Source organism: Pantoea jilinensis (assembly GCF_019104105.1).
Lineage (GTDB): Bacteria > Pseudomonadota > Gammaproteobacteria > Enterobacterales > Enterobacteriaceae > Pantoea > Pantoea eucalypti.
Genome location: NZ_CP077746.1, coordinates 2621636 through 2647203, shown reverse-complemented (window position 1 = coordinate 2647203; position 25568 = coordinate 2621636). Strand labels below are relative to the sequence as shown.

The window sequence follows — 25568 nt, the reverse complement described above, 5'->3', positions numbered from 1 at the left end:
CGTCCTTTTAGTGGATTAGCGGGTATTCAGGCTTTCGCAGAAGGTATCGACATCCGATACCCAGCCAAAAAAGGTTTCGATATTGAACAGGGCCGCCTGCTGTGCAAAGGGCGGACCCGCCTGGTAGGTGGCGTCTTCCAGCACCACACCGAAATATTCCAGGAAGAAGCCGTCGCGTAGTGTCGATTCGACACAGACGTTGGTGGCGATGCCGGTGAAAATCAGATGCCGGATCCCGCGACTGCGCAGCGTGCTGTCCAGTGAGGTGTTATAGAAACCGCTGTAGCGCGATTTTGGCAGCACAATGTCACCCGGCTGCGGCACCAGTTCATCCACCAGTGCGTAATCCCAGCCGCCCTTCGACAGCAGCGTGCCCTGCAGTTCAGGCCGTTTGCGCATGGTTTTTAGCGCATTCGATTTGTGGAAGTTAGGGGAACCGGCATCACCCGCTTCAACATAGTCACTGTCCCAGCCGTTCTGGAACCAGATGATTTGAACGCCAGCGGCACGGGCCGCGGTCACCGCCTGATGAATTTTCGCAATCACCGGTTTCGTGGCAGACACATCAAACCCGGCCAGATCGAGGTAACCTCCTTCAGTGGCGTAGGCATTCTGCATATCCACAACAATCAGCGCTGTCTGACCTGGCGGAAAGGCGATCGGCTCTGGACGGGCAGGCAGTTCGACCTGAGGAAGCGCCTGAGTATGGGCGCAATAAACGGTACTCATCATGCCACCTCCTGCTGTGCATCAAGCAGGGCACTACGACAGGTCATGAGGGGCTGAATGTGCTGACCGAAGTTTTCGATACCTTCCAGGAAATCATCAAAGGTCAGCAGCACGCCGTGCGTGCCTTCAACCTGCGCCACTTCATCCAGCATCCGCGCTACGTTTGCGTATGAACCGACCAGGGTGCCCATGTTGATATTGACCGCTGAGGTCGGATCCGCCATCTGACGTACATTGGTGTCACTGCCCGATTTGGTGTCCTGCTGACTCTGGGTGGTAAGCCATGAAAGCGCCTCTTCATCCGCTCCCGCTTTGTAGTGTTCCCACTTAGCCCGCGCTTCTTCGTCTGTTTCGGCAGCAATGATCATAAACAGCACATAGGAGCCGACATCGCGACCCGCTTTTTCAGCGGCCTGCTTCATGCGAATCGAGGTCGAGCTGAATGCAGAAGGGGTGTTCACACCTTTGCCGAAGCAGAAGTTGTAATCGGCGTGCTGAGCAGAGAAGGCCATGCCGGCATCGCTCTGTCCGGCGCAGATAACTTTCATCGGGCGCTGTGGCTGCGGACTGACGCGGCAGTCGTTCATGGTGAAGAACTCACCTTTAAAGTCCGATTTTCCGGTGCCCCACAGGTCACGCAGCACGGTAACGTACTCGGTCAGATAAGAATAACGGCTGCCGAAGTACTCATCGCCAGGCCACATTCCCATTTGTTCATATTCTGGTTTCTGCCAGCCGGTTACCAGGTTGACACCGAAACGACCGCCTGAAATGGAATCAATGGTGGACGCCATGCGCGCCACAATGGCCGGAGGCAGCGTCAGGGTGGCCGCAGTGGCATAGATCTCAATACGTGACGTGACAGCAGCCAGGCCTGCCATCAGCGTGAATGACTCCAGGTTATGATCCCAGAATTCTGTTTTACCGCCAAAGCCGCGCAGTTTGATCATCGAGAGCGCAAAGTCGAAATGGTAATGCTCTGCTTTCAGCACAATGGCTTTGTTCAGTTCAAACGTTGGCATGTACTGCGGCGCATTGGACGAAATCAGCCAGCCATTGTTACCAATCGGAATAAAGACGCCTATCTTCATGTGAAACCTCGTTGCGATGGGGGAAAGGTATTTCACGCGCTGCACTGCATCCTGCTACGTCCTTGTGGGCTGCGCTCAGTCACAATTCTGCAAACTGTGTGCCACATTTTTTATTGTTTTAAATAACAATGAGTTAAATTTAACCCGAAAGAGGTAAGTGGAGTCACTGGTCCATTTCGGACCATCTGGTCAAAATTCGCTGCACGTTTTACATGCAACCTGGGCAAAAAAGGTGCAGGGAGTGGATTGGGCAGCGATGAATCCCTTTGCTATGATGCGCTGACACCAGATGGATGAGGTAAACCTGTGAATACCGATGAAAAAAAACCAACGCGTCGATCGCGTGCGGTTGCAGCGAAGCGGGCCGCTATACTGGAAGCGGCGTTAACATTCTTTTCACAGTTTGGCATTCACGGCACCAGCCTCGATAAGGTGGCTGAGCTGGCCGATGTCTCTAAAACCAATCTGCTCTACTATTTTCCCTCAAAAGAAGTGCTTTATGTGGCGGTGCTTAAGCAGATTCTGGATGTCTGGCTGGCGCCGTTGCGTGCCCTGGCCCACGATCAGGATCCGCTCGTCGCTATTCGGCGCTACATCCGGCTGAAGCTGGAAGTGTCGCGCGATCATCCTCAGGCTTCGCGGCTGTTCTGTCTGGAAATGCTGCAGGGCGCACCGCTGCTGAAAGGTGAGCTGGCGGGCGATCTCAAGCAACTGGTGGATGACAAGGCGGCCATTATTGAACGCTGGATTGATGAGGGACGGCTGGCAGGCGTTCAGCCGCAGCATCTGATCTTTATGCTGTGGGCCACCACACAGCATTACGCCGATTTTGCTACCCAGGTTGAGGCTGTCACCGGTCAGACACTCAGCGATCCGGCGTTTTTCGACCAGGCTGTTGATAATGTTCAGCGCATGATCATTGAAGGAATTCGCGTACGCTAGATGGGGACACATTCATCGTTCGGTAACGGAGTGAATTAATGGATTCTGTTTCGCAGTTCGTACTGGGTGCCTCAGTTAGTGTTGCCGTGATGGGACGACGGGCGCCGATCTGGCAGGCCGCGCTGGTGGGCGGTGTCTGCGGCACCTTACCCGATCTGGATGTGTTTATTGACCACGGCGATGCGATACGCAACATAACGCTGCATCGCACAGAAACGCATGCGTTGCTCTGGCTTACGCTGGCATCGCCACTGATTGCCTGGCTCGTAGCAGCACTGTGTCGTCAGCGGGTGAAGTGGCTGGCATGGTGGCCTGCGATCTGGCTGGCTCTGATTACCCATCCGCTGCTTGATTTGATGACGGTTTATGGTACCCAGCTTGGTCTGCCACTCACCGATTATCCCTATGCCATCGGCAGTATTTATATCGTTGATCCCCTTTATACATTTCCACTGCTGACAGGGCTGGGCGTTGCGCTCTGGCGTCGCGGTGACAAAGGCATCCGCGGTAACCGTGTCGGACTGACGCTGAGTACACTGTATCTGGTCTGGAGCGTGGTGATTCAGGGCGTGGCAGGCTGGCAAATTCGGGCGTCGCTGACGACACAGGGGATTGCGGCTAATCACGTGCTGGTAACGCCCACTGCGTTTAATACGCTGGTCTGGCGCAGCGTGATTATGACGCCGGAACGCTACGGCGAAGCTTACTGGTCACTGCTCTCGCCGTCGCGTCCCCTGCAGGTGACATGGTATCCGCGGCATCCTGAGCTGTTTGACGCTTTTCGGGGCAGCTGGTATGCAGAACGTGTCGCCTGGTTCAGCCACGGTTTTTACGCCCTGCGTGAGCAGGATGGAGAGACGACAATTGCCGACCTTCGTATGGGCGAAGGCGATAGCTATACGTTCACCTTTGGTCTGGGCTCGCCTCAGCATCCCGATGCACGGCCACAGCGTTTACCTTATGAACGCCCCTCTTTATCCGCCATTTTCTCGTCACTTGGCGAGCGCCTGTAAAAAAGCCCGGTCAGATGACCGGGCTTTTTCCATGCTGTTACCGATTAGCGGCTGCGACGATTACGCAGCATCCAGCCCACACCCAGCAGGGCAAACCAGAGTGGCGTAACCATCAGCGCCTGGCGCGTATCTTCCTGTAGCGTCAGCAGCACCAGCACAAAGGCGAAGAAGGCCATGCAAACCCAGCACATGAATTTGCCGAGCGGCATCTTAAAGGCCGACTCCGCATGGCGCTGCGTATGCTTTTTACGGTAGGCCAGGTAGCTGCACAGAATGATGGTCCAGACGAACATAAACAGGATGGCGGAGACGGTCGTCACCAGCGTAAAGACCTTCATGACATCCGGGATCAAATAGATCAACGCTACGCCAATCAGCAGGCAGAGACAGGAGAAAAACAGACCCGTGGTAGGGACCGCGCGGGCGGAAAGCCGGCCAAACGCGCGACTGGCGACACCCTGCTGCGACAGGCCATAGAGCATACGGCTGGTGGAGAAGATACCGCTGTTGGCTGAAGAGGCGGCAGAGGTCAGCACCACAAAGTTGACGATACTTGCCGCAGCGGGCAGACCAATCAGGACGAACATCTCAACAAACGGACTGCGATCGGCCATGACCTGGGTCCACGGCGTTACCGCCATAATGACCATCAGTGCCAGCACGTAGAACATGATCACCCTGAGTGGAATCGCATTGATAGCACGCGGTAAGACTTTATGCGGATTGTGGGTTTCAGCTGCTGCCGTGCCCACCAGTTCAATACCGACAAAGGCAAACACCGCAATCTGAAACCCGGCAAAGAAGCCGCTGAGACCTTTCGGGAACATCCCGCCGTGATCCCAGATGTTGCTCAGTGCCGCCGTGCCGCCACCCGGTGAAGGATAGTGAACAGACACCAGCACAATCCCGGTCACAATCAGCGCCACAATGGCGACGATTTTAATGATTGCGAACCAGAACTCCATTTCGCCAAACAGCTTGACGGTGGCAATGTTCAGCGCCAGAAAAACCACTACGCAGAGCAGAGCGCTCATCCAGATTGAGAAGCCCGGAAACCAGAGCTGGAAATAGGCGCTGATGGCCACCACGTCAGCGATGCCTGTCACCACCCAACAAAACCAGTAAGTCCAGCCAGTAAAATATCCCGCCCACGGACCAAGCAGGTCAGCCGCAAAATCGCTAAAAGATTTGTACTCAAGGTTGGAGAGCAGCAACTCCCCCATGGCGCGCATCACAAAGAACAGCATAAAGCCGATAATCATGTAGACAAAAATGATCGAGGGACCGGCCAGACTGATGGTTTTACCGGAACCCATAAACAGGCCGGTGCCGATAGCGCCACCGATGGCGATTAGCTGGATGTGACGGTTGTGCAGGTTGCGCTGTAATTTATCAGGCGCATCCTGGGTGCGTGCGGTTTCTTTAGATTGATCAACCATAGAATTGTCTTTCCTGTCTTGATGTTGTGTCAGCTCTGCTGGCTGTTAGTTAAGGCATCTGCCTGAGGGCAAGTCGGATAAGATAGAGGAAGTCACCCCAAAGCCGGTAACAATTTTTTACCTGATGTGATACCGGTCAGGCGCAATGACGGTGGCAGCGGGTCATTCTGGTTATTACTGCGTCAGTCTGAGTAATGATTCATCACGTAATGTCAGGCAGACGGCGTAAAGGGTTTTTTGCCCCTACACTTTTTTTTTGCTTATCATCATGCTGCACAGGGGACTATGCGTACGCTTATCCTGTTTCTGCTGTTAATCGCGCTGGGGTGGGGCAGCTTACCCTGGCTTAAGCAGCATCTGCCGCCGCAGTTCAATCCGTTTATACCGCTCTCTGTCACCGACCCGCCGGGCTGGATGACGCAGATCAAAATGAAAAGGCTGGCCAGCAATCCTGAGGCGTGTCTGGCGGTGATGCGTCGTGCTCAACAGGCGGGCTGGGTCAGTTTCACTGAGCGTCCACCTGTAACAGGTAAATGCCCGCTTACTCATCCGTTGAGGATCCAGAAATTCGGTCCGATCAGCCTCAGCAGCAGTTTTCTCGCCAGTTGCCCTATGGCGGTCGCCAGTACGATGTATGCGCTTCACAGTCGTGAACAGACCGCCAGGGATATGCACAGTCCGCTGGTACGAATTACGCATGTCGGCAGCTATGCCTGTCGTAACATCTATCACCGCACACAAGGGCGGCTTAGCGAGCATGCCACCGCCGATGCGTGGGATGTCACAGGCTTTCAGCTGGCTGATGGTCAGCGGCTTGAGGTCAGTCGTCACTGGCAACAGCCAGAAGAAAAGGCGGCGATGTTACATACGTTGTGGCGTGGCGGCTGTGAGGTGTTCGGCAATGCGCTCGGCCCGGATTACAATGCTGCACATGCCTCACATTTTCATCTGGGTATGCGAGGAGCAGGGTACTGCCGATAAATCATCAGACAGGATTAATACCGTGTTTGGTTAAGAAATGTTCTGACAGCGTTTGCAAAACCCACCCAGTTTTCATCGCAGAACCCGAATCACACGGGATTTAGCCTGACGACAGATTAGGGTGCCGAAAAAGCGCCTTTTTCAGGTCCATTATTTAAAATAAATCTACGCCTGCGGGGTTAATGGATTGCGCGATTTTTCAGCATCGATGGTGCTAACAGGCTCCACGTTATAATGAAATTTTTTCACGATCTTACTTGTAAGAATAATCGTATTAATATGAATTTGTCTTAAGCGTGATGGGCGATTTTTATTCCGTAAATCTATTTTATGTGGTTCCGGTTTATGGCTATCGATAAATTGATTTAATTGATTAAAAGAGAATCAGTAATTGATGTACAGATGCTATAAATAGTGTTTTGTGCTATAGCATTATTGACACCGGGAGAGGAGTGAAGCTGATTTTACCGGCCAGGGCTTAGTGAGGGCAGATAAGAAAAATCCTGCCGTGATGGGAAGGGTTCAGAAGAGAATATCGCCATGCAATGCATGAGCAGAATGTTCTTATTAACAGCGCATGGCCAGGCCTGATGAAGAGAGGCAAAAAATGAAGGTAGATGTGCCATCATGACCTGCTGAATACCTGCCGGAAGCCGGGAATCTGTCGTGAAGATGAGTAAAACAGCCACATAACTGGCTGCCAGTGCCTGGACTTAAGGCGACAATAACTAAGCTGCGCTTATTTCCTGATGAAAAATATGTCAGTCAACCAGGCCTGCCGTCTCGCTTATAATCGCTATTTAACACATTGTTTACTCGTTATTTACTCAGCGATGTGACGCGTTATTGAATATCTTTATCTGAAATTACTGGCAAATGATAAAGTGATGCCCGATGTCGGGGATTGAAATCCTATCAGAAAAATCTTATTCTCATGGGGTGATTGAAATTGCTGTGATCGACCTCACATTACCATTGCCAGCAAGCTTTTTCACTCCGCTCACAAGGTGAAAGGTTAATTGGCCCCGCAGGGCGACGGGTTCATCCCTGACGATGAATTAAATGACTTATGCTAATTTAATTTATCCGATGAATCCGAATGAATATTTCCGCAAGAGCGAGTGAAATTAACGTTGAGGCAATATGAGTACTGAAAATTATTTCGCCTGGCGAAGTGAGGTGAAACAACAATTTCAGGCATTAATGGCATGTTCTGATTTGAAGCCATTATTGCAACAATTTACTGAGTCATTAGGTTTCGATTATTTCGCTTTTTTGATTCAGCATCCGGTGCCCTTTAGCCGGCCGCGTATTCATCTGCATAGCACCTATCCCAAATTATGGGTTAAACGTTATGAGAAGCAGAATTATTACGCTGTCGATCCGGTACTCTCGCTGTGTCAGCGACCGGGAAGAGGGTTGATGTGGACAGAAGAAATGTTCGCTGGTGCCGGCAATCTGTGGCGTGAGGCAAGAGAGTATGGGCTGCAGAGCGGATTTTCTTGCTCTGCAATGGCACCAAATCGCGCGCTTGGTATATTATCTATATCATCGCAACAGCCCATTCCTCTCAAGCTCTGCCACGAAGAGCTTGAAGTAAAACTGCACCTTTTAGCGGAACTAAGCCTGGATACGCTGGAACGCTTTAGCGATGATGCAATGATGGTACTGAAAAAAGAGTTTAGTCAGCGTGAGCTGGAAATTCTGAAATGGACGGGTGAAGGAAAAACGGCGGTCGAAATTTCTCTTATTTTATCCATCTCTGAACATACCGTTAATTTTCACCAAAAAAATATGCAAAAGCGTTTCAATGTTTCCAATAAAACGCAGATTGCCTGCTACGCAGCAGCAATCGGACTGATTTGAACATAAAACAACTGCTACATTTGGCAGTTCCTTTGTACAGGTCTGTTGTCTACCCTGCGCCGGGACTGTGTCAGGCTGGCGCAAAGAAATCATTGTAAAAATGGGGATGTCAGAGGCGCATGATGAAAATAGTGCAAACGCAATTAAAGGATATGCCATCCTCGTTGCTTGCCGAACTCGGCAGCTACCGTTACAGCGTCTTTGCGCGCGGCGAAGGGTGGTCAATACCGCCCCGTCTGAGTACGCCAGGACAGGAATATGATCGCTATGATCGTTCAGATGTGACCTGGTTAATCGCATGGAATGCGCGTGAAGGAATCAGCGGCTGTGCACGTCTGATGCCCTGGTTTGAACCTGAGCAGAGCGAAGGCATTGTGCTGCCTTTCAGCCATGAGAGAGTGTGGGAAATGTCGCGCTTCTCGGCCCGGCTGGAGGTCGACGCCGAACTGCCGCTGAATATTCTCTGGCACGCGGTGCAGATGGCAGAACTCAATGGCATGGAGTACATCATTAGTTCAGCAACGCCGATGCTGGAAAAGATGTTTGAACAGCATGGGGTGGTGTATGAGCCGCTAACGCCGGGACTTATTCTGTCAGAAGATAATCTGTTTGCGATCAGGATTCCGGTGGAACAGCCAGCGCTGGCAGAGAAGTATCGGGGAACAAGGCGTTTCAGTCCGGAAGAGGTACTGCCAACGCTGGGCGTTTCCGTTAACTGGCAGGCGCACAGTTAGCGTATATGCCCCCGCCACTGGGGGCAAAAGAATTACTGACGGTAGGCCGTTTTAATCTGCTTAATGGTGTTGCTGAACACTTCCGCCTGAGGCTTGTCACCCAGCGTCTGTACATAGCGTTCCATATTGATAATCACTTTTCCAGCATCAGCCTGGCCCATACCTTTCAGGATCAGGGTGATCATCATCTTCAGCCCCGCGATTTCATCCGCTAATTTCCGGGCTTCCTGCGAAGTTGCAAAATCTTCATCGCTCATGTGTATCTCCTTGGTGAATGACAACGTGTCGGCAATCTGTCCGAACAGCAGTGCGTGAGTATATCACAGCGTCAGTATGTTGCTGATGCAGCCGGTTCGTTTCGTCTGAAACAGCAGGTTTGTCCAGTGCAACTAATCAATCGCAGAAAGTAATCAACGAGAGCTTTCCACCTGATATTACCTGTCACTGCAGCGCCGGGTAACCGTAGTACCAGTTGTTAATGTCATGAAATAGTGAGACTTTAAGGATTGTTTGACGGTGCTTTCTGTTTCAGTAAATGTCTGAGAACTCAGGCTGGGCCAGGCTAAAAGTGAACAGGCTAAGCCAGGACTGTTTTACTTTGTTGATGTGCTTTTGAGGTAAAAGCGGGTATGATTATCGCTTGAAATCGTTAGTCGCTTCCTCTTTTTCAGCCTCTGGAGTTTCCCCGTTGATCAGTGTGCTTCTTGTTGATGACCATGAACTTGTCCGTACCGGCATCCGTCGCATCCTGGAGGATGTTAAAGGTCTGGCCGTGGTCGGAGAGGCCAACTGTGGTGAGGATGCGGCTAAGTGGTGCCGTGCTAACCAGGTTGATGTGATCCTGATGGACATGAACATGCCTGGCATCGGCGGACTGGAGGCGACGCGCAAAATCGTGCGTTACAATCCCGATATCAAAATCATTATGCTGACTATTCATACGGAAAGTCCGCTGCCTGCTAAAGTTATGCAGGCGGGGGCAGCAGGCTACCTCAGTAAAGGGGCAGCACCCCAGGAAGTGGTCAATGCAATTCGCTCGGTGAATGCCGGACAGCGATATATCGCATCAGACATCGCTCAGCAGATGGCCCTGAGTCAGATTGAGCCGCAAAAAGCGGAATCCCCCTTTAGCTGTTTGTCGGAAAGGGAATTGCAGATTATGCTGATGATCACCCGGGGACAAAAGGTGACGGAAATTTCAGAGCAGTTAAATCTCAGTCCTAAAACCGTTAACAGTTACCGCTATCGGATGTTCAGTAAGCTGAATATCAGTGGCGATGTAGAGTTAACGCATCTGGCCATTCGACATGGCCTCTATAATGCGGAGCCGTTAATCAGTAGTGAATGACGTTTTTGATTCCAAAGCCTTTTTGAGTACGGTAACCAGCAAGCCCGGTGTTTACCGCATGTATGACGCCTCAGGCACCGTCATCTATGTAGGCAAAGCCAAAGACCTGAAGAAGCGTCTGACCAGTTACTTCCGCGTTCAGGTCGGCAGCCGAAAAACCGAAGCGCTGGTCAGCAATATCCAGCACATCGATGTCACCGTCACCCACACCGAAACCGAAGCGCTGCTGCTTGAACACAACTACATCAAGCTCTACCAGCCGCGCTATAACGTTCTGCTGCGCGACGATAAATCGTATCCCTACATCTTTCTCAGCAGCGATACTCATCCGCGACTGGCGATGCACCGTGGGGCAAAGCATGCCAAAGGCGAATATTTTGGCCCGTTCCCGAACGGCTATGCGGTGCGTGAAACGCTGGGACTGTTGCAAAAAGTTTTCCCCATTCGCCAGTGCGAAAATAGCGTCTACCGCAATCGCTCCCGGCCCTGTCTGCAATATCAGATTGGTCGCTGTCTCGGCCCCTGTGTTGCCGGGCTGGTCAGTGAGGAAGAGTATGCGCAGCAGACCGACTATGTGCGCCTGTTCCTGGCCGGTAAAGATGATCAGGTGCTTAACCAGCTGGTTAAACGTATGGAAGAGGCGAGCATTGGCCTGCGTTTCGAAGAAGCGGCCCGGCTGCGCGATCAGATTCAGGCCGTGCGGCGCATCACCGAAAAACAGTTTGTCTCCAATCAGGGCGATGACCTGGATGTGATGGGTGTGGCTTATGAGGCGGGCATGGCCTGTCTTCACGTGCTGTTCATTCGTCAGGGCAAAGTGCTGGGCAGCCGCAGCTACTTCCCGAAGGTGCCTGTGGACACTGATTTGGCCGAAGTCGTGCAGACCTTCGTCGGGCAGTTCTACCTGCAGGGCAGTGAAGCACGTACGCTGCCTGGCGACATCCTGCTGGACTTTACCTTGCCAGAGCGCGAGTTGCTGGCAGAGTCCCTAAGTGAACTGGCGGGACGTCGGGTTAACATTCAAAGCAAGCCACGCGGCGATCGCGCCCGCTATCTCAAGCTGGCGCGCACCAACGCCGCGACAGCGTTAACCACGCGTCTGTCTCAGCACTCTACCATCCACCAGCGGCTGAATGCGCTGGCAGAGTTTCTTGAGCTCGACAAGATCACACGCATGGAGTGTTTTGATATCAGTCACACCATGGGTGAGCAGACCATCGCCTCCTGCGTGGTGTTTGACCAGAATGGTCCGCTGCGTGCCGACTATCGTCGCTACAACATTACCGGCATTACGCCGGGAGATGACTACGCCGCCATGAACCAGGTGTTGCGACGCCGGTATGGCAAAGCGATTGAAGAAGATAAGATCCCCGACGTGATTTTGATTGATGGCGGTAAAGGTCAGCTGTCACAGGCGATACAGGTCTTTGCCGAGCTGGATGTGCCCTGGGATAAAAACCAGCCCATTTTACTCGGCGTTGCTAAAGGCAGCGACCGTAAAGCCGGTCTGGAAACGCTGTTCTTTGAGGCTGAAGGGGAGGGCGTTTCGATGCCACCTGATGCACCTGCACTGCATGTGATTCAACACATTCGTGATGACGCTCACAATCATGCAATTTCAGGTCACCGAAAAAAACGGGCCAAAGTGAAGAACACCAGTGCACTGGAAAGCATCGAAGGCGTCGGGCCGAAACGACGTCAGCAACTGCTTAAGTACATGGGAGGCCTGCAACCGTTAATGAATGCCTCGGTGGAGGAGATCGCAAATGTACCAGGCATCTCGCATGCGCTGGCAGAAAAAATATACTATTCCTTGAAACACTAACATTGAAACGGGGGGGGCAATGTAGGAACATAGGTTAAATTCTACCTATATCCAGACAGTTACCGGCATATGCAATTAAACATCCCGACGTGTCTCACCCTGTTTCGAGTCGTGCTCATCCCGTTCTTTGTGCTGGCTTTCTATCTGCCGTTCATTTGGGCGCCGCTGGCTACTGCACTGATCTTTATTTTTGCTGCTGTTACCGACTGGTTTGATGGCTTTCTGGCGCGCCGCTGGAAGCAGACGACGCGCTTTGGCGCATTCCTCGATCCGGTTGCTGATAAAGTGCTGGTCGCGATAGCGCTGGTGCTGGTGGCAGAACATTTTCACGCATGGTGGATTACTCTGCCAGCGGCAACCATGATTGCCCGCGAGATCATTATCTCTGCGCTGCGTGAATGGATGGCGGAGATTGGCAAGCGCAGTAGTGTTTCTGTTTCCTGGATTGGTAAAGTCAAAACGACTGCGCAAATGTTGTCTCTCTTCGCACTGCTGTGGCGCCCAGATGCCACCGTTGTAGCGATTGGCGTGGTGGCGTTATACATTGCTGCAGTGCTGACTTTCTGGTCGATGTTCCAGTATTTAAGCGCGGCGCGCGGTGATTTGCTCGAACCGTGATCGATACGATTTAAAAAGCAGCAAACGGATGGTCTGTGAGGATAATTTTATTGACTCATTGCGTCATCTAAGTAGAATGCATCGCATCGAACGGCAGCCAGGCTGCCAGAAGATAAACAAAATCAGCAGGTTCGATAAGATTGCTGAAAATTGCGGGAATAGCTCAGTTGGTAGAGCACGACCTTGCCAAGGTCGGGGTCGCGAGTTCGAGTCTCGTTTCCCGCTCCAGATTCGCATGTCAGGTTAGCCTGGCGGCATCATAGTTTAAGGCGCGTTGGCAGAGTGGCTATGCAGCGGATTGCAAATCCGTGTACCTCGGTTCGACTCCGGGACGCGCCTCCAGTTACACCCAGCCCGGGTGGTGAAATCGGTAGACACAAGGGATTTAAAATCCCTCGGCTGTAAGGCTGTGCGGGTTCAAGTCCCGCCCCGGGCACCATATCGCTTTACCAATAAAATCAATGATAAGCAGTGTCGTCAAGCCGCCCTTTAGAGGCGGTTTTTTTGTGCCCGGAATCTGGCATGGCTGGCACCTCACATCCTTATGCTTTTCGACTGGCATCACGTCTCAGTGCTGAATAACCGTTCATTATCCGTGTCACTGCTTTGCCAATTCAAACCTGATTACATCTGATTTCATTCATTTTTGCGGCCTGAGTCGAATTTCATAACCTGTTGAAACAGGTTGGTTTATCGTAAAGTGGTGGGTATTATTTGCCGTTGCAGAGACGTTAACGTCAATGACCAGATCTTTCAAACATGACTCAGCCCTTTCGGCTTTACCGCCGGTTATTGGTATTGTCGCCAGCCAGTTGCTCAATCCGTATCAACAGAAAATGCTGGACGAGGTAACGTGGCAACTTAATGTTCGCGGTGCTATCACCGTGCTGTTGAGTGCCGATAGCGAAGAAGCTCTGACAGCACTCATCCGGCAGGCGAAACCGCTTGCGACGCGGGGGTTGATACTGCTACCCGGCAACCGCATTACAGATACCTGCAATTTGCCGGTGCTTGAGATTGACGCGGAGCCTGAACTGCAAGCGGATGCGCGGCGGGCAGGGGAAGTAACATCGGAATTACTGCTCGCGGAAGGGCATCAGCGGTTTGGCTTTATGCAAAGCCAGCCTGTTGAAAGCGCGCAAAAGCAGGGCTATAGCACGGCACTACAGGCGGCGGGCAGGGTGCTGAATGCTGTGCTGACTTCAGAGGCAGATGATCGTGATGGCGCGTATCAGGCGATGATGGATTATTTGAAAAAGACCCGTGCCGCCGATCGTATTCAGGCACTCTTCTGTGAAAGCGATCTCCTGGCCTTTGGTGCGATACAGGCAATCCGTGATTTTGGTCAGGGTGCCCACATTGCGGTGGCGGGATTTGGAGACAGTGAAGAAGCCCGGAGCTCTACCTGGCATCTTACCAGCTGGTCACCTGATATCAGGCAAATTATGGGCAACGCGTTAGATCGCTGGTTGGGGCTGCACGCTGTCAGCAGTCAAGTGCAGGGGCAATTAGCGCGTCGCCACTCCCATTTTGGCAAAATTGCGCCAGGAGAAATGTCAGCCTGCGGCTGCGCCTTTCGGCATTAGCCAGCCTGCAACGCAGACTGGCTGAAACAGACTATCCCTGCGGTTGTCCTGCCGGGCCAACACCGCCTGGTGCGCCAACTGGCTGCTGCCCGCCCGGAGGGGGTGGTGGAGCCTCTTTGCCTGGCGGCGGTGGCGGTGGTGCATCTCTGCCCGGCGGTGGTGGTGCACAGGCAGTGAGTGTCGCAAGTATAGCCAGCATCGATAACAGGTAAGCAATACGTTTCATCGTAATTCCCTGATCAGGTAAGCGGAACGTTGAGTATAGAGAATCGCCGTAAAATTACCTGGACGAGGTAACATGTCCGAGCCAGAGAGAGAGTTCGTGACGATTATATGAGACGTCTCTCAACCCGAATAAACGGGCGATGCTTTTTGGGCCGGAGCAGGTTAAGGTGGTTCATTATTTAAGAGGAGTCGTTATGAATGGCATTATGAAGTTCGTCCGCGGATGGCTGGTGTTCTCTGTACTGTGGGGCGTATTCATGTGGTTTATGTCATGGCATCAGCAGGGAAAAGAGCCAGGCCTGGCGATTCTGACAAGTCTCTATGCTGGTTTAATCTATCAGGCGCTGATTACTATGGTTGGCCGCTATCGGGCGCGGCGGCAACAGGCAGAGTAAAGTCTGCTGCCGGAGAGGCAGCAGAATGGAGCTATTTATCCGAAATTACCGGTAAGGCGCTGGTGGAAATCAGTGCTGCGCGGATCCAGCCCTTCAATCATCACTTCTGCACCATAACGCTGATAGCGATATTCAATACCATCCAGCGCTGCGACGCTGGATGCATCCCAGATCTGCGCGTGCGTTAAGTCAATCGTCACTTTTTTCGGGTCATGCGCATAATCAAAATGCTCAAACAGATCGTTGCTGCTGGCAAAGAACAGCGGACCGCGTACCTCATAGCGTACCGACTTACCATCTTCACTCAGCTGACGTTCAGCATGAATGACATGTGCAATACGGCGGGCAAACAACAGCATCGCCAGGATCACTCCAGCGAGTACGCCCAGTGCCAGATTTCCTGTCCAGACCGTTACCGCCACTGTCAGCACCATAATCAGCGTCTCTGACCACGGCATACGTTTCAGTGTGTTGGGCTGCAGGCTATGCCAGTTAACGGTTTTCACTGCCACCACCATCATGATACCGGCCAATACTACCATCGGAATTTGCGCCATTATCCGGCTCAGTCCGGTCACCAGCAGCAGCAGCACCAGACCCGCAGCCACGGTTGAAACGCGGCTGCGCGCACGGCCCAGCTCAACGTTGACGATAGTCTGACCTATCATCGCGCATCCGGCGATACCGCCATAAAATCCCGCAAGGATATTTGCCACACCCAGACCCCAGGATTCGCGGCGCTTACTGGACGGGGTATCAGTCAGGTCATCGACCAGTTTGGCGGTCAGCAGCGACTCCATCAGCCCGACAAAGGCGATACTCAGTGCGGTGGGCCAGATAATCTGCAGAGTCTGCAGGTTAAGCGGTACCAGCAGGCTGTTAAAACCGGGCAGGCCAGGACTCATCGGTCCTTCATCGCCCACGTTCGGCATGCGATAGCCCATTAATAGCGCGACGCCCGTCACCACTACAATGGCAACCAGCGGAGAAGGAACACTCTTTAACAGACGCGGTAACAACAGCACGATTGCCAGGGTCGCGGCAAAGAAGATCCACACCAGTGATGACTGGCCCCATACGTGCGGCACCTGAGCAAAGAAAATCAGCACGCCCAGCGCATTCACAAATCCCAGCATCACCGAGCGGGGGATGTAGCGCATCATGCGTGCCAGACCGGCCACGCCAAACAGAATCTGAATCACGCCGCCCATGACTACCGCGGGAAGAATATATTCAACACCGTGCAGATGAACCATCGGTCCGATAACCAGTGCGACAGAACCGGCAGCCGCCGTAACCATCGCCGGGCGTCCGCCGAGTATCGACAGGGTCAGGCAGAGCACGACCGAGGCGATGAGACTCACTTTAGGGTCTACACCGGCAATAACGGAAAAGGAGATCACTTCAGGGATTAATGCCAGCGCGGTAATTACTCCGGCAAGGCATTCGCGGGTCAGCAGCGCAGGCGAACGCAGAACGCGCCCCACACTGATATCGCCCGCCACAACGTCGGTTGCGGCAACATCATTGGTTTGAGTCATAAAGGTCTGCAGGCTCTTTAGTTGTTTTGCTCCCGCGCGAGGGGCGGGAAGATCAGGCTCATGGTGAGGGGCAGATAGTACCGGGCGACGGGCAAAGATGCCAGAAAAAGGGGGGAACTCCCTCCATGGAGTCAGTCTTACAGCGAAAAATCATCCGGGGTCTTGTGGACCACGAGGTCGAGCAGCTGGCGGTAGCTATCCAGCATTTCCCTGTCACTTTCCAGTTCAAGCCGATGAATGAGTTTGGAAATAATGGCTTTATTATTCACTGGCATGCCTGACTGCAAAATTTCTGCAATCAGGATACCCAGCATTTCCATCTCGCTGGCTGGCTTGTTGGCCGCAGGGTTAAAATAATCAGCGATTTCCTGATTGGTCCGGGGAATAATATATTGCATGTGTAAGCCCTTCAGAACAGCCCGATTCCGGTTCGGATGTCAGGACAAAAGCGATCAAAAAAACCACCGCATGGACAGATGCGATGGTACCAGTGCCACAAATTGAGCAAACAAAAATTAACCTCTGAAGGTGGAAATCCACTGACACCTTCAGAGGCGACGCAAATGCATCATTCGTTACAGAGTCGCATACAACTCGTGGCAGTAAACTTATACAATGAATAACTATCTGTAAAATCGAATTCTTTAGCAAAATGTGCCATTCACAACTTATCAAGGGGTTATAAGGATTATTCCGACACAAAAGTTGTACAAATAACCTATACAGATGGCGGGATTGGCGAACCGGGTGGAAAAAGCCGGGAAGCCGTGGCCAGCTTCCCGGGAACAAATTAGCTGAACAACACCAGTTTAGCCGTCAGCTTACGCAGGTTTTTTTTATCGCCGACGATGGCAATGCCCAGCAGCCGCCATTGCACCAGCCAGGCGTGAGGCGGCAAACCCCAGTGCGTTGGAACAGGCGTGATAACCGGAAGCGATACACCTGCAGCTGCTGCGCCATCTGCAGCAGGCCGGGATTTCCGCATGATGGGCAATCAGCCAGTCACGCGCCTGCAAAGCCAGCCTGGCATCTTTATCGACGGGCTGAGCGGGCAGTGACCATTGCCGGTGCGAGGTGAGCTGACTGAACATCCGATCCATCGCCGCCTCTTTGATGATCGCGGGATGGTTGTACCACAGTGCATCAAACGCGTGCCAGACAGCATAAGCCAATGGGCGGTCGTCGCGCAGTGTGGTTGCAAAGCGGAGTTCACGCGGCAAGGGGTCATCAGCCTGATTAGGCGTAAGCTGCTGCGCAATCTGTTGCGGTGAAAGATAGAGCATACGATAGGTGAAGCCGCTGTGGTTGATAGCATCGCCATCATGCAACTCCTCAGGCTCCAGCATAAAAGCCGTGCCGGGACGGCTTTGATGCTGTTTGCGCCGCGAATGAAACTGCTGTACACCTTGCTCGGTCACGCCAATAAGATAGCTGTCGTGCCAGTGGGGATCCCAGGCGTGGCCAGTGAAATGGGCGCGCAATGCCTCAATACCGCTAACGGCGTCACGGCGCAAATCGATCCAGTTTGCTGATGCCTGATTCATGTTATCCGGCTCCTGATTGCGGCCTCTGGACATTCTGACGCGATCCACTAATTTTTAACAGACCGGACGCTTTTCAATCGCGTTTCGCTTTGCGTATAATAACGCCTCCACTCAATTAGATATCTTACTATTAGGCTGCTAACATTTGTCTGAGCATACGCGTACCTTTACCCACTTACTGCATCTGACCGCCCATGCCTGGCGCCTGGCGGTTGATCGTCACCTTAAAGATAGCGGCTTAAGCATGAGCAGCTGGATGGCCATCGGGCTGATTGCCAGTGAGCCGCAGCGCATGACGCAGACCGAACTGGCGCAACTGCTGGGGCTGGAAGATGCCAGTATGGTGCCGCTGGTGGATCGGCTGGTGAAACAGTCGCTGCTGACGCGGGTACAACCGCCAGAAGATCGCCGTAAACGTCACCTGGTGCTGACCGATAAAGGCAATGAAGCCTTCGCCAAAGTGAAAACCGAGGCTGATGCTCTCCGTACTGAAATGCTGGCTGATATTGATCCCGGGGATCTGGCCGTCACCGAGCGCGTCCTGCAACAACTGCTGAGCCGAATGGGAAGCATGTAGCAGTGGCAAAGCGAAATCCCTACGCAGCACGCGAGTGGTTACCGCACGAAAAACCGATGTTGCCGGGTTCGCCCTCGACGCCGCTGCATCCCATGCCAAAGCGTCTGGCATTTGGCCTGATCGGCTTACTGATTTCGCTGACCGGCGCGTTAAGCAACGCACTGGTCACCGCGAACCTGGTTAATCTGCAGGGCACCTTTGGAGCCTGGTCGAATGAGATTGCGTGGTTACCTGCGGTCTACGTGATGGGCAACATCTCTATAAATCTGCTGCTGGTAAAATTCCGACAGCAGTTTGGCCTGCGTGTCTTTACTGAAGCCTTTCTGGTGCTTTATGTACTGGTCGCATTCTTTCATTTATTCGCTAACGACCTGAGCTCGGCGATCATTGTGCGCACCGCCCATGGCATGGTGGCGGCGGCGCTCAGCTCACTGGGCATCTACTATCAGGTTCAGGCCTGGCCCGCAAAACATCGCCTGAAAGCGCTGGTGATTGGCCTGACGGTCTCTCAGCTGGCTATTCCGCTGGCCCGCTTATTTTCGTCAGAATTACTGCAGCTCAACGAGTGGCGTGGCCTTTATCTGTTTGAACTCGGTCTGGCACTGATCGCGCTGGGTGGGGTGCTGCTGGTGAAACTGCCACCAGGCGATCGCATTAAAACCTTTGAAAAGATGGATTTCCTGACCTTCGTTCTGCTGGCGCCTGGCATGGCGCTGCTGTGCGGCGTGCTGACGCTGGGTCGCATTGAATGGTGGTTCACCACGCCGTGGTTGGGAATCTGTACTGCAATTGCCCTGACGCTGATTGTCGCGGCGATTGTTATTGAGCATAACCGGCGTAACCCCCTGATTAACACCCGCTGGCTGAGCAGCGGCATGATGGTGCGGCTTGGCATTGTCATGGTCATGATCCGTATCGTACTGGCGGAACAGAACACCGGCGCGATCGGCTTTTTGCAGCAGATGGGTTTGCAGAACGATCAAATGCGCGGTCTGGCACTGGCGATCATGGCCGGGGTTATCGTGGGCATCGCCGCCAGCGCACTCACCATCAAACCCAATCATCTCAACTGGCCGATTGTCGCCTCGCTGGTGGTGATGATTATCGCCTCGCTGATGGATGCGCAATCCAGTCCGCTGACCCGTGGCCCCGAAATGTATCTGAGCCAGTTTTTGCTGGGCTTCAGCAGCGCCTTTTTCATGGCACCGGCGATGCTGATGGGCATTGGTAGCGTGGTGACCCAGCCAAAAAACCTGGTGAGCTTTGTGGTGCTGTTTGGCATGAGTCAGAACCTGGGTGGACTGATCGGCTCAGCGATCCTTGGCACTTTTCAGGTCTGGCGGGAAAAATATCACTCCAGCCTGCTGGGCGATCAACTCTCACTGCTCGATCCTAACGTTACCGAACGGCTAAGCCAGTACAACGCGCTATTTAATTCACTGGTGGGTGACGACGTTCTGCGCGGTGCGCAGAGCACCACCCAGTTACAGACGGTCGCCACGCTACAGGCTAATGTGCTCGCCTACAACGATACCTATCTGTTAACCGCTGCGCTGGCTCTGGTGACTCTGATGTGGGTCATCTGGCGTTTAACCCGGCGTCGTTATCTTGACTGGCGTCAGGCACAATTTAATCTGCGTGAGCAGCAACAGCTGGCTGCGTTACAGGAATCAACGGAGAAACAATGAGTCAGCAGGATGAGCTTCAGGCGGCAGAACGCGAACGTGCAAACCGTCGACGTATTCTTTCGATAGCCGCTGGCAGCGGTATTGTAGTGATTGGCGTACTGGTTATCCTGTATGCTTGGCAGCTTTGGCCTTTTACCAGCGCAATACAAAGCACCGAGAATGCCTATGTGCGCGGTCAGGTGACCTTTATCAGTCCGCAGGTGAATGGCTATCTCACCTCGGTAAAGGTCATCGATCTGCAGCCGGTGAAGAAAGGGCAGTTGCTGATGACGATTGATGATCGAATCTATCGTCAGCGGGTGCATCAGGCGCAGGCGCAACTGGCGATGAAGCAGGCGGCTCTGAAAAACAATCTGCAGCAGCGGCGCAGCGCAGAAGCGACCATCCAGAGCAATAAAGCGGCGCTGGAAAACGCGAAAGCGCAGGCACTGAAAAGCGGCTTTGATCTCAAACGCGTTGAGAATCTTGCGGCGGATGGATCGCTGTCGGTACGTGAGCGCGACGCCGCCCGCGCAGCAAACGCTCAGGCCCAGGCCCAGGTCCGCCAGGCTGCCGCGCAGATCGCCGTCGCGCAGCAGAACCTGCAAACCGTTATCGTTAATCGCGACGCGCTGGAGGGGGATGTCGAGAGCGCCCGCGCCGCGCTGGAGCTGGCGGAGATCGATCTGGCGAATACCCGGATTACCGCGCCTGATGATGGCCAGCTCGGTCAGCTGTCAGTGCGAACCGGCGCCTATGTCACGGCCGGTACGCGCCTGACCTCGGTAGTGCCCAATCACAAATGGATCATCGCGAACCTGAAAGAGACTCAACTGGCCCATATCCGGCCTGGCCTGCCGGTGACGATTCGGGTCGATGCACTGGATGGCAAACGCTTTAACGGGCAGGTGGAATTTATCTCGCCGGCAGCCGGCTCAGAGTTCAGCGCTATTTCACCTGACAATGCCACGGGTAACTTCGTTAAAATTGCGCAGCGTATTCCGGTTCGGATCCGTATCAACGAGCAGGATATGCAGCAGCTGCGCCCGGGCATGTCGGTTGAAGTCGATATCGATACCGCAGCCCAGGCCGCCGATGAGGGCGCACAATGATGCGTCGCGGCTTACTGGTAAGTGCGCTGATGCTGGCGCTGACCGGCTGCGCCACGCAGGTTGAAAAGGCACCGTCCTCTCTGCCGATCCCCGCCGCCTGGCGCAACAGTGTCGGGCCTGCTGCTGCGCCGGAAGCGGAGTGGTGGCGCGCGTTTCATGATGCGTATCTCAACCGGCTGGTCACACAGGCGCTGCGCAACAATCCTGATATTCTCACCGCGCGTTCCAGAGTGGATCAGTATCGCGCCCAGCTGCGCGCCACGCAGGGTGATGAATTTCCGACCCTCAGCGCCGGCGTAGCGGCGACCCGTGAGCGAACGCTCTCGTCAGTGACGGGCCAGCCCTATGAAACCGATGTTTTTCAGGGGTTGTTACAGGCAAATTACGAGGTTGATCTCTGGGGGGCGCGTAGCAATAGCGTCTCGGCGTCGCAGGCAAGCTTAGCGGCGCAGCAGGCCGCCGCGTCTGCTGCAGAGCTGACCATTGCCAGCTCAGTGGCATCGGGTTATCTCAACCTGTGCGCGCTGGATGAACAGCTGCGGGTCACCGAGGCGACGCTGGCGACCCGCAACAATTCACTGAAGCTAGCCCAGCGTCAGTTTGAGAGCGGCTACACCTCAAGGCTGGAGTGGATGCAGGCCGCTTCTGAATATCAGTCGGCGAAAGCACAGATACCGCAGCTGCAGCATCAGATCGCGCAGCAGGAGAATGCGCTGAGCATCCTGGTGGGCATGAACCCGCGTAGCATTGCCCGTCGTCAGCAGTTTGACCAGATTCTACCGCAGCAGATGCCGTCGCTGCTGCCGTCCGAACTGCTTAATCGCCGCCCGGATATTGTGCAGGCGCAGCGTCAGTTACTGGCCGCAGATGCCAGCCTTGCCTCATCGCGCGCTAAGCTGCTGCCAGGGCTGAACCTCACTGCCACCGGCACCCTGCAGAGTTCGGTGCTGCACCAGCTCGCAGACAATCCATTCCGGCTCTGGAGCGTGGGCGGCAGCATTCTGGCACCGTTGCTGAACCGTGAAGCGCTGACGGCACAGGTTGATGTCTCAATGGCAACGCGCAATCAGGCGCTGTACGGCTATGAAAAAGTGGTGCGCAACGCCTTCTCGGAAGTCAATGATGCCCTGGACGCTATCCGACAGCGTGAGGCACAGCTTCAGGAACTGCAAAAGCAGGAAACTTACGTAACCGAGGCGCTGCGCATTGCCCGCAACCGCTATCAAAATGGCTACGCTTCCTATCTGGATGAACTGGATGCGCAGCGAACCCTGTTTTCAACTCAGCTGAATCGGGTGGCCGTTAAAAATAATCTGTTGCTGGCGCAGATCGATCTCTATCGCGCACTGGGCGGTGGCTGGGCACCCGCCTCCACACAATGACTGTCCGGGCCGATCCAGCCGCAGTAAGAGTTTCTGCGGCCGGGATCGGCCTCTGCGCAGACGCCGCGACTGCGCATTTTACCTCGCGTTAATCCCTCAAATAACCACCCAAAACCTATACATACTTCTGCTTACCTGTCTTTACATTCGATGGTATCATGCGCGGGTTTTGAACCAGCCAGCCGGAAAAATGCACGTAATGTTAAGCTGGTGTTGGATGATTTTTACGTTTAACTCACTGATAAAAAAGATCAAAGAAGGGACTCGTTATGATCAAAAAAACAATTTTTGCGCTGGCTGTGGTCGCTGCATGATTAACCGGCTGCGCATGCACGCCGCCGATTCATAACGTGAATCAGGCCCTCACTCAGCATGACAGTGATAATCAGATGAAACTGGCGATCATTGAGGCGGGTATTGGCCGGAAACAGCTGATGACACCCGTTTCGCCTGGTGTAATCAATGGTCGTCTGGCCCAGCGTGATGTTGTGGCGACCATCCGCATTACTTACACCAGACAGAATTACCGCATTGAGTCTGTCGGCAGTGAAAACCTGAGAGCGGGACAGGGTGTGATCCTCAATAACGACAACGACTGGATGGCCAATCTCGATCAGGATATTCAGTTGCGGCTGTCGGCCCTGGCCGCCCGGTGATCGGCGTGCTGTTGCAATAATGGGTCGACAGACTCGCTAAGCATAAAGTTCTGCGGCAGCCGGCCGACAAATCAGATGAGCTGCTATTGATGAATCCTTGAGTAAACCTCTACCGTGAGAACCTGATTAGGGTTCGGCAGGTTTTCCGGTACGCACTTTTTTTGCAGAAGGCAGGAGTGACGATCCAATGAACGCCGACTCCACACGTATGATGAAAAGAGTGTTGAGATGAAACTCGCTTACTCACTGGTCGACTGGCAGGCAATGGCTCCGGGTTTAAGCGCGCCAGAAGCCTGGCAGGACTGGGCGCAACAGAGCAGGGCCATCGACCCCTTAGCGGCGATGGCAAAGCCGCAATACTTACCGATGATGACGTCGCGTCGTCTGAGCGGCGGCAGCCGTGCGGCGGTAGAGTGTGGGCTGGCGCTTCTGGCACGGCAGAAGGCAGACGCTATCGTGTTTACCAGCCGTCACGGTGAACTGGAGCGTAATCTGCGTATTCTTAATACCCTTGCAGATCAACAGTCAATGTCACCTACAGACTTTGCCATGTCAGTTCACAATTCGGCGGTTGGCAGCCTGACCATTGCGGCAAAAGCGCCGCTGGTTTCGACCTCCATTGCGGCAGGCATGGACTCTTTTCAGCAGGGATTGATTGAAGTCAGCGCTCTGCATCAGGCGGGTTATCAGCAGGTGCTGCTGGTCGACTTCGACGGCATCGTGCCGGACTATTATCTGCCGTGGCTGGCGGATCAGCGCGTGAATTTTCCTTATGCGGTGGCACTGCTGCTGCGTGCGGGCGAACAACTGTATTGCACTGGCTGTAAAGGCGAAGAGAAGAGGGCAGAAACGCTGTTACCGCAGAGCCTGCGTTTTCTGCAGCAATGGCTGGCGGCTTCGCCCACCTTCAGCCTGGCAGGCGAACGCCTGACATGGCACTGGGAGAGAAGTCATGGCTGATTGCTCACAACCCGCTCAGCACTCAGGCAGCCGCCTTAACTACTGCTGGCGACTGGTGATGACGGCCGTCAATTTTACGCTGTTTGGGCTGGGCGGACTGCTGCTGTCACTGATTGGCTTCAACCTGCTACTCCTGATTCAGCGCGATTCTCTGCGCCGCCGGCTGCTGGCCCGACGCGCTATCGCCTTTAGCTTCCGCTGCTTTCTGCGTTTCTGCCGGATGACGGGCGTTTACGACTACCGCATTGAAGGCGCAGAGCTGCTGCAACAGGATCGCGGATGCCTGATTGTCGCCAATCATCCGTCGCTGATCGACTACGTGATGATCGCGTCGGTACTGCCAGAGATGGATTGTCTGGTAAAGGCCGATCTGCAAAAAAATCCCTTTATACGTGGGGTGATTCGCGCCGCCGATTATCTGATCAACAGTGAAGCGGAGACGCTGCTGCCGGACAGTCAGCAGAGACTGGCGCGCGGCGACAATATCCTGATTTTTCCGGAAGGCACCCGTACCCGTTACGGTCAGCCGCTGACTCTGCAGCGCGGAGCCGCCAATATTGCGGTGCGCGCCGGATGCGATCTGCGCGTGGTTCACATCACCTGCAGCCAGCGTATGCTTGATAAACAGAGCCGCTGGTATCAGATTCCGCCGGTTAAACCGCTGTTTACCGTGCGAGTAAAGTCACGAATCGACAGTCAGTCATTTTGTGAAAGCAATCCCGATGCGCAGCCACTGGCCGCGCGTCGCCTGACCCGCCACTTAGAGCAGGCGCTGGTCCCCCAGAACAGGTAAGACGAAAACCGGTATGGATTCATTAATTAACGATATCAAACAGATGATTATCGACACGCTGAACCTTGAAGATCTCAGCCCCGATGATATTGAGACTGACGCTGCCCTGTTTGGCGACGGGCTGGGGCTGGACTCAATTGATGCACTGGAACTTGGCCTGGCAGTGAAAAATCGCTACGGCGTGACGCTCTCTGCGGAAAGTGAAACCCTGCGTGCCCACTTCTTCTCTGTCGCGACGCTGGCCGCGTTCGTCAACCAACAGCGCGGCTGAAAGCGGAGACAATCTTATGATGAACAAAGAAGAGATTTATCAGGAAGTGACTTCGCTGCTCACCAGCCTGTTTGAAATTGCGCCCGAGGATATCCACCCCGAGGCGCGTCTGTATGAAGATCTCGAGCTCGACAGCATTGATGCTGTCGATATGGTCGTGCACCTGCAAAAACGTACCGGCCGTAAAATCAAACCGGAAACCTTCCGCGCGGTCCGAACTGTGCAGGATGTCGTGGATGCGGTGGAACAACTGATGCGCGAAGACGCCTGATC

26 protein-coding genes, 3 tRNA genes and 2 pseudogenes are annotated in these 25568 nt (G+C 53.8%); 22 read left to right on the top strand and 9 right to left on the bottom strand.

Annotation, left to right across the window (positions count from 1 at the left end; genetic code table 11):
• Positions 1–15: 15 nt before the first annotated feature.
• Complete coding sequence (gene rutB / locus KTJ90_RS12525; RefSeq protein WP_033743177.1) at positions 16–729, bottom strand: pyrimidine utilization protein B; 714 nt, start codon at positions 727–729, stop codon at positions 16–18.
• Positions 729–1820: a pyrimidine utilization protein A gene (gene rutA, locus KTJ90_RS12520; protein WP_003849992.1), complete on the bottom strand. Its 1092-nt coding sequence runs from the start codon at positions 1818–1820 to the stop codon at positions 729–731. The genes rutB and rutA overlap by 1 nt, the downstream gene beginning before the upstream one ends.
• A 306-nt stretch (positions 1821–2126) precedes the next feature.
• On the opposite strand from rutA, the gene rutR reads away from it, so the two are divergent.
• Positions 2127–2762 (top strand): HTH-type transcriptional regulator RutR, encoded by a 636-nt coding sequence (gene rutR, locus KTJ90_RS12515; RefSeq protein WP_003849991.1) that lies wholly within the window; start codon positions 2127–2129, stop codon positions 2760–2762.
• A gap of 38 nt (positions 2763–2800) precedes the next feature.
• A complete protein-coding gene (locus KTJ90_RS12510; protein WP_499024799.1) occupies positions 2801–3775 on the top strand; it encodes a metal-dependent hydrolase in 975 nt (324 codons plus the stop codon).
• 44 nt (positions 3776–3819) lie between these two features.
• Here KTJ90_RS12510 and cycA read toward each other — a convergent pair whose 3' ends face one another.
• Entirely contained in the window at positions 3820–5214 is a 1395-nt protein-coding gene (gene cycA / locus KTJ90_RS12505) for a D-serine/D-alanine/glycine transporter (protein ID WP_499024797.1), read from the bottom strand.
• 285 nt (positions 5215–5499) lie between these two features.
• On the opposite strand from cycA, the gene KTJ90_RS12500 reads away from it, so the two are divergent.
• The 3 genes from KTJ90_RS12500 to KTJ90_RS12490 all read left to right on the top strand — a co-directional run bounded on the left by KTJ90_RS12500 (position 5500) and on the right by KTJ90_RS12490 (position 8795).
• The gene (locus KTJ90_RS12500; protein ID WP_154926041.1) at positions 5500–6195 is read left to right on the top strand and encodes an extensin-like domain-containing protein; all 696 of its coding nucleotides are present in this window, start codon (positions 5500–5502) and stop codon (positions 6193–6195) included.
• 1143 nt (positions 6196–7338) lie between these two features.
• The gene (locus tag KTJ90_RS12495) at positions 7339–8061 is read left to right on the top strand and encodes an autoinducer binding domain-containing protein (RefSeq protein WP_003849987.1); all 723 of its coding nucleotides are present in this window, start codon (positions 7339–7341) and stop codon (positions 8059–8061) included.
• Between the two features lie 122 nt (positions 8062–8183).
• Complete coding sequence (locus tag KTJ90_RS12490; RefSeq protein WP_003849985.1) at positions 8184–8795, top strand: acyl-homoserine-lactone synthase; 612 nt, start codon at positions 8184–8186, stop codon at positions 8793–8795.
• Between the two features lie 32 nt (positions 8796–8827).
• On the opposite strand, the gene KTJ90_RS12485 is transcribed toward KTJ90_RS12490, so the two are convergent.
• Entirely contained in the window at positions 8828–9052 is a 225-nt protein-coding gene (locus KTJ90_RS12485) for a DUF2594 family protein (protein WP_003849983.1), read from the bottom strand.
• Between the two features lie 431 nt (positions 9053–9483).
• Here KTJ90_RS12485 and uvrY point away from each other — a divergent pair, with 431 nt between their 5' ends.
• The 7 genes from uvrY to KTJ90_RS12450 all read left to right on the top strand — a co-directional run bounded on the left by uvrY (position 9484) and on the right by KTJ90_RS12450 (position 14172).
• The gene (uvrY, locus tag KTJ90_RS12480) at positions 9484–10143 is read left to right on the top strand and encodes a UvrY/SirA/GacA family response regulator transcription factor (protein WP_039660975.1); all 660 of its coding nucleotides are present in this window, start codon (positions 9484–9486) and stop codon (positions 10141–10143) included.
• Entirely contained in the window at positions 10136–11968 is a 1833-nt protein-coding gene (uvrC, locus tag KTJ90_RS12475; protein ID WP_039660976.1) for an excinuclease ABC subunit UvrC, read from the top strand. Before uvrY ends, uvrC begins: the two co-directional genes overlap by 8 nt.
• Before the next feature lie 69 nt (positions 11969–12037).
• Positions 12038–12586: a CDP-diacylglycerol--glycerol-3-phosphate 3-phosphatidyltransferase gene (gene pgsA / locus KTJ90_RS12470; protein ID WP_008925896.1), complete on the top strand. Its 549-nt coding sequence runs from the start codon at positions 12038–12040 to the stop codon at positions 12584–12586.
• 152 nt (positions 12587–12738) lie between these two features.
• Positions 12739–12814: transfer RNA gene (locus tag KTJ90_RS12465), tRNA-Gly, on the top strand.
• Positions 12815–12854: 40 nt separating this feature from the next.
• Positions 12855–12928: transfer RNA gene (locus tag KTJ90_RS12460), tRNA-Cys, on the top strand.
• A gap of 10 nt (positions 12929–12938) precedes the next feature.
• Positions 12939–13025 (top strand) — tRNA-Leu (locus KTJ90_RS12455).
• Positions 13026–13326: 301 nt separating this feature from the next.
• Entirely contained in the window at positions 13327–14172 is an 846-nt protein-coding gene (locus tag KTJ90_RS12450; RefSeq protein WP_457171760.1) for a substrate-binding domain-containing protein, read from the top strand.
• 31 nt (positions 14173–14203) lie between these two features.
• Here the strand turns inward: KTJ90_RS12450 and KTJ90_RS12445 are convergent, their stop codons facing one another.
• Positions 14204–14398, bottom strand: a complete 195-nt coding sequence (locus KTJ90_RS12445; RefSeq protein ID WP_003849973.1) for a hypothetical protein — start codon at positions 14396–14398, stop codon at positions 14204–14206.
• A 193-nt stretch (positions 14399–14591) separates the two neighbouring features.
• Here KTJ90_RS12445 and KTJ90_RS12440 point away from each other — a divergent pair, with 193 nt between their 5' ends.
• The gene (locus KTJ90_RS12440; RefSeq protein ID WP_003849972.1) at positions 14592–14792 is read left to right on the top strand and encodes a DUF6404 family protein; all 201 of its coding nucleotides are present in this window, start codon (positions 14592–14594) and stop codon (positions 14790–14792) included.
• Positions 14793–14827: 35 nt separating this feature from the next.
• Here the strand turns inward: KTJ90_RS12440 and KTJ90_RS12435 are convergent, their stop codons facing one another.
• The 4 genes and pseudogenes from KTJ90_RS12435 to KTJ90_RS12420 all read right to left on the bottom strand — a co-directional run.
• Positions 14828–16333, bottom strand: coding sequence for a SulP family inorganic anion transporter (locus KTJ90_RS12435; protein WP_457171758.1), 1506 nt, complete (start codon positions 16331–16333; stop codon positions 14828–14830).
• Between the two features lie 137 nt (positions 16334–16470).
• Positions 16471–16731 (bottom strand): biofilm/acid-resistance regulator YmgB/AriR, encoded by a 261-nt coding sequence (locus tag KTJ90_RS12430; protein ID WP_003849968.1) that lies wholly within the window; start codon positions 16729–16731, stop codon positions 16471–16473.
• Between the two features lie 392 nt (positions 16732–17123).
• Positions 17124–17207 (bottom strand): annotated as a pseudogene (locus tag KTJ90_RS12425) (DUF2000 domain-containing protein); the annotation flags it as partial.
• Positions 17196–17877 (bottom strand): annotated as a pseudogene (locus tag KTJ90_RS12420) (AraC family ligand binding domain-containing protein); the annotation flags it as partial. The pseudogenes KTJ90_RS12420 and KTJ90_RS12425, both read right to left, overlap by 12 nt.
• Before the next feature lie 145 nt (positions 17878–18022).
• Here KTJ90_RS12420 and KTJ90_RS12415 point away from each other — a divergent pair.
• From KTJ90_RS12415 to KTJ90_RS12375, 9 genes are all read left to right on the top strand, one after another.
• A complete protein-coding gene (locus tag KTJ90_RS12415) occupies positions 18023–18454 on the top strand; it encodes a MarR family winged helix-turn-helix transcriptional regulator (protein WP_003849964.1) in 432 nt (143 codons plus the stop codon).
• A 2-nt stretch (positions 18455–18456) separates the two neighbouring features.
• On the top strand, positions 18457–20142 hold the full coding sequence (locus KTJ90_RS12410; RefSeq protein WP_008925900.1) for an MFS transporter: 1686 nt from the start codon (positions 18457–18459) through the stop codon (positions 20140–20142).
• Entirely contained in the window at positions 20139–21233 is a 1095-nt protein-coding gene (locus KTJ90_RS12405; protein WP_003849960.1) for an HlyD family secretion protein, read from the top strand. Before KTJ90_RS12410 ends, KTJ90_RS12405 begins: the two co-directional genes overlap by 4 nt.
• Complete coding sequence (locus tag KTJ90_RS12400; protein WP_033743179.1) at positions 21233–22615, top strand: efflux transporter outer membrane subunit; 1383 nt, start codon at positions 21233–21235, stop codon at positions 22613–22615. Before KTJ90_RS12405 ends, KTJ90_RS12400 begins: the two co-directional genes overlap by 1 nt.
• Positions 22616–23004: 389 nt before the next feature.
• On the top strand, positions 23005–23271 hold the full coding sequence (locus tag KTJ90_RS12395; RefSeq protein WP_008925902.1) for a hypothetical protein: 267 nt from the start codon (positions 23005–23007) through the stop codon (positions 23269–23271).
• A gap of 228 nt (positions 23272–23499) precedes the next feature.
• Positions 23500–24231, top strand: a complete 732-nt coding sequence (locus tag KTJ90_RS12390) for a beta-ketoacyl synthase chain length factor (protein ID WP_039660992.1) — start codon at positions 23500–23502, stop codon at positions 24229–24231.
• Entirely contained in the window at positions 24224–25024 is an 801-nt protein-coding gene (locus tag KTJ90_RS12385) for a lysophospholipid acyltransferase family protein (protein WP_003849954.1), read from the top strand. The genes KTJ90_RS12390 and KTJ90_RS12385 overlap by 8 nt, the downstream gene beginning before the upstream one ends.
• Before the next feature lie 13 nt (positions 25025–25037).
• Positions 25038–25295, top strand: a complete 258-nt coding sequence (locus tag KTJ90_RS12380) for a phosphopantetheine-binding protein (RefSeq protein WP_003849953.1) — start codon at positions 25038–25040, stop codon at positions 25293–25295.
• A gap of 16 nt (positions 25296–25311) precedes the next feature.
• Entirely contained in the window at positions 25312–25566 is a 255-nt protein-coding gene (locus KTJ90_RS12375; protein WP_003849951.1) for an acyl carrier protein, read from the top strand.
• Positions 25567–25568: the final 2 nt, after the last annotated feature.

Coding starts and splice junctions, on each gene's coding strand:
- KTJ90_RS12490 (WP_003849985.1), top strand. CDS start 8,184: ATGAAAATAGTGCAAACGCAATTAAAGGATATGCCATCCTCGTTGCTT.
- KTJ90_RS12405 (WP_003849960.1), top strand. CDS start 20,139: ATGAGTCAGCAGGATGAGCTTCAGGCGGCAGAACGCGAACGTGCAAAC.
- KTJ90_RS12430 (WP_003849968.1), bottom strand. CDS start 16,731: ATGCAATATATTATTCCCCGGACCAATCAGGAAATCGCTGATTATTTT.
- KTJ90_RS12435 (WP_457171758.1), bottom strand. CDS start 16,333: ATGACTCAAACCAATGATGTTGCCGCAACCGACGTTGTGGCGGGCGAT.
- KTJ90_RS12400 (WP_033743179.1), top strand. CDS start 21,233: ATGCGTCGCGGCTTACTGGTAAGTGCGCTGATGCTGGCGCTGACCGGC.
- KTJ90_RS12385 (WP_003849954.1), top strand. CDS start 24,224: ATGGCTGATTGCTCACAACCCGCTCAGCACTCAGGCAGCCGCCTTAAC.
- KTJ90_RS12510 (WP_499024799.1), top strand. CDS start 2,801: ATGGATTCTGTTTCGCAGTTCGTACTGGGTGCCTCAGTTAGTGTTGCC.
- rutA (WP_003849992.1), bottom strand. CDS start 1,820: ATGAAGATAGGCGTCTTTATTCCGATTGGTAACAATGGCTGGCTGATT.
- rutB (WP_033743177.1), bottom strand. CDS start 729: ATGAGTACCGTTTATTGCGCCCATACTCAGGCGCTTCCTCAGGTCGAA.
- KTJ90_RS12375 (WP_003849951.1), top strand. CDS start 25,312: ATGATGAACAAAGAAGAGATTTATCAGGAAGTGACTTCGCTGCTCACC.
- KTJ90_RS12395 (WP_008925902.1), top strand. CDS start 23,005: ATGAAACTGGCGATCATTGAGGCGGGTATTGGCCGGAAACAGCTGATG.
- KTJ90_RS12440 (WP_003849972.1), top strand. CDS start 14,592: ATGAATGGCATTATGAAGTTCGTCCGCGGATGGCTGGTGTTCTCTGTA.
- pgsA (WP_008925896.1), top strand. CDS start 12,038: ATGCAATTAAACATCCCGACGTGTCTCACCCTGTTTCGAGTCGTGCTC.
- KTJ90_RS12485 (WP_003849983.1), bottom strand. CDS start 9,052: ATGAGCGATGAAGATTTTGCAACTTCGCAGGAAGCCCGGAAATTAGCG.
- KTJ90_RS12450 (WP_457171760.1), top strand. CDS start 13,327: ATGACCAGATCTTTCAAACATGACTCAGCCCTTTCGGCTTTACCGCCG.
- KTJ90_RS12495 (WP_003849987.1), top strand. CDS start 7,339: ATGAGTACTGAAAATTATTTCGCCTGGCGAAGTGAGGTGAAACAACAA.
- KTJ90_RS12380 (WP_003849953.1), top strand. CDS start 25,038: ATGGATTCATTAATTAACGATATCAAACAGATGATTATCGACACGCTG.
- cycA (WP_499024797.1), bottom strand. CDS start 5,214: ATGGTTGATCAATCTAAAGAAACCGCACGCACCCAGGATGCGCCTGAT.
- KTJ90_RS12500 (WP_154926041.1), top strand. CDS start 5,500: ATGCGTACGCTTATCCTGTTTCTGCTGTTAATCGCGCTGGGGTGGGGC.
- KTJ90_RS12445 (WP_003849973.1), bottom strand. CDS start 14,398: ATGAAACGTATTGCTTACCTGTTATCGATGCTGGCTATACTTGCGACA.
- KTJ90_RS12390 (WP_039660992.1), top strand. CDS start 23,500: ATGAAACTCGCTTACTCACTGGTCGACTGGCAGGCAATGGCTCCGGGT.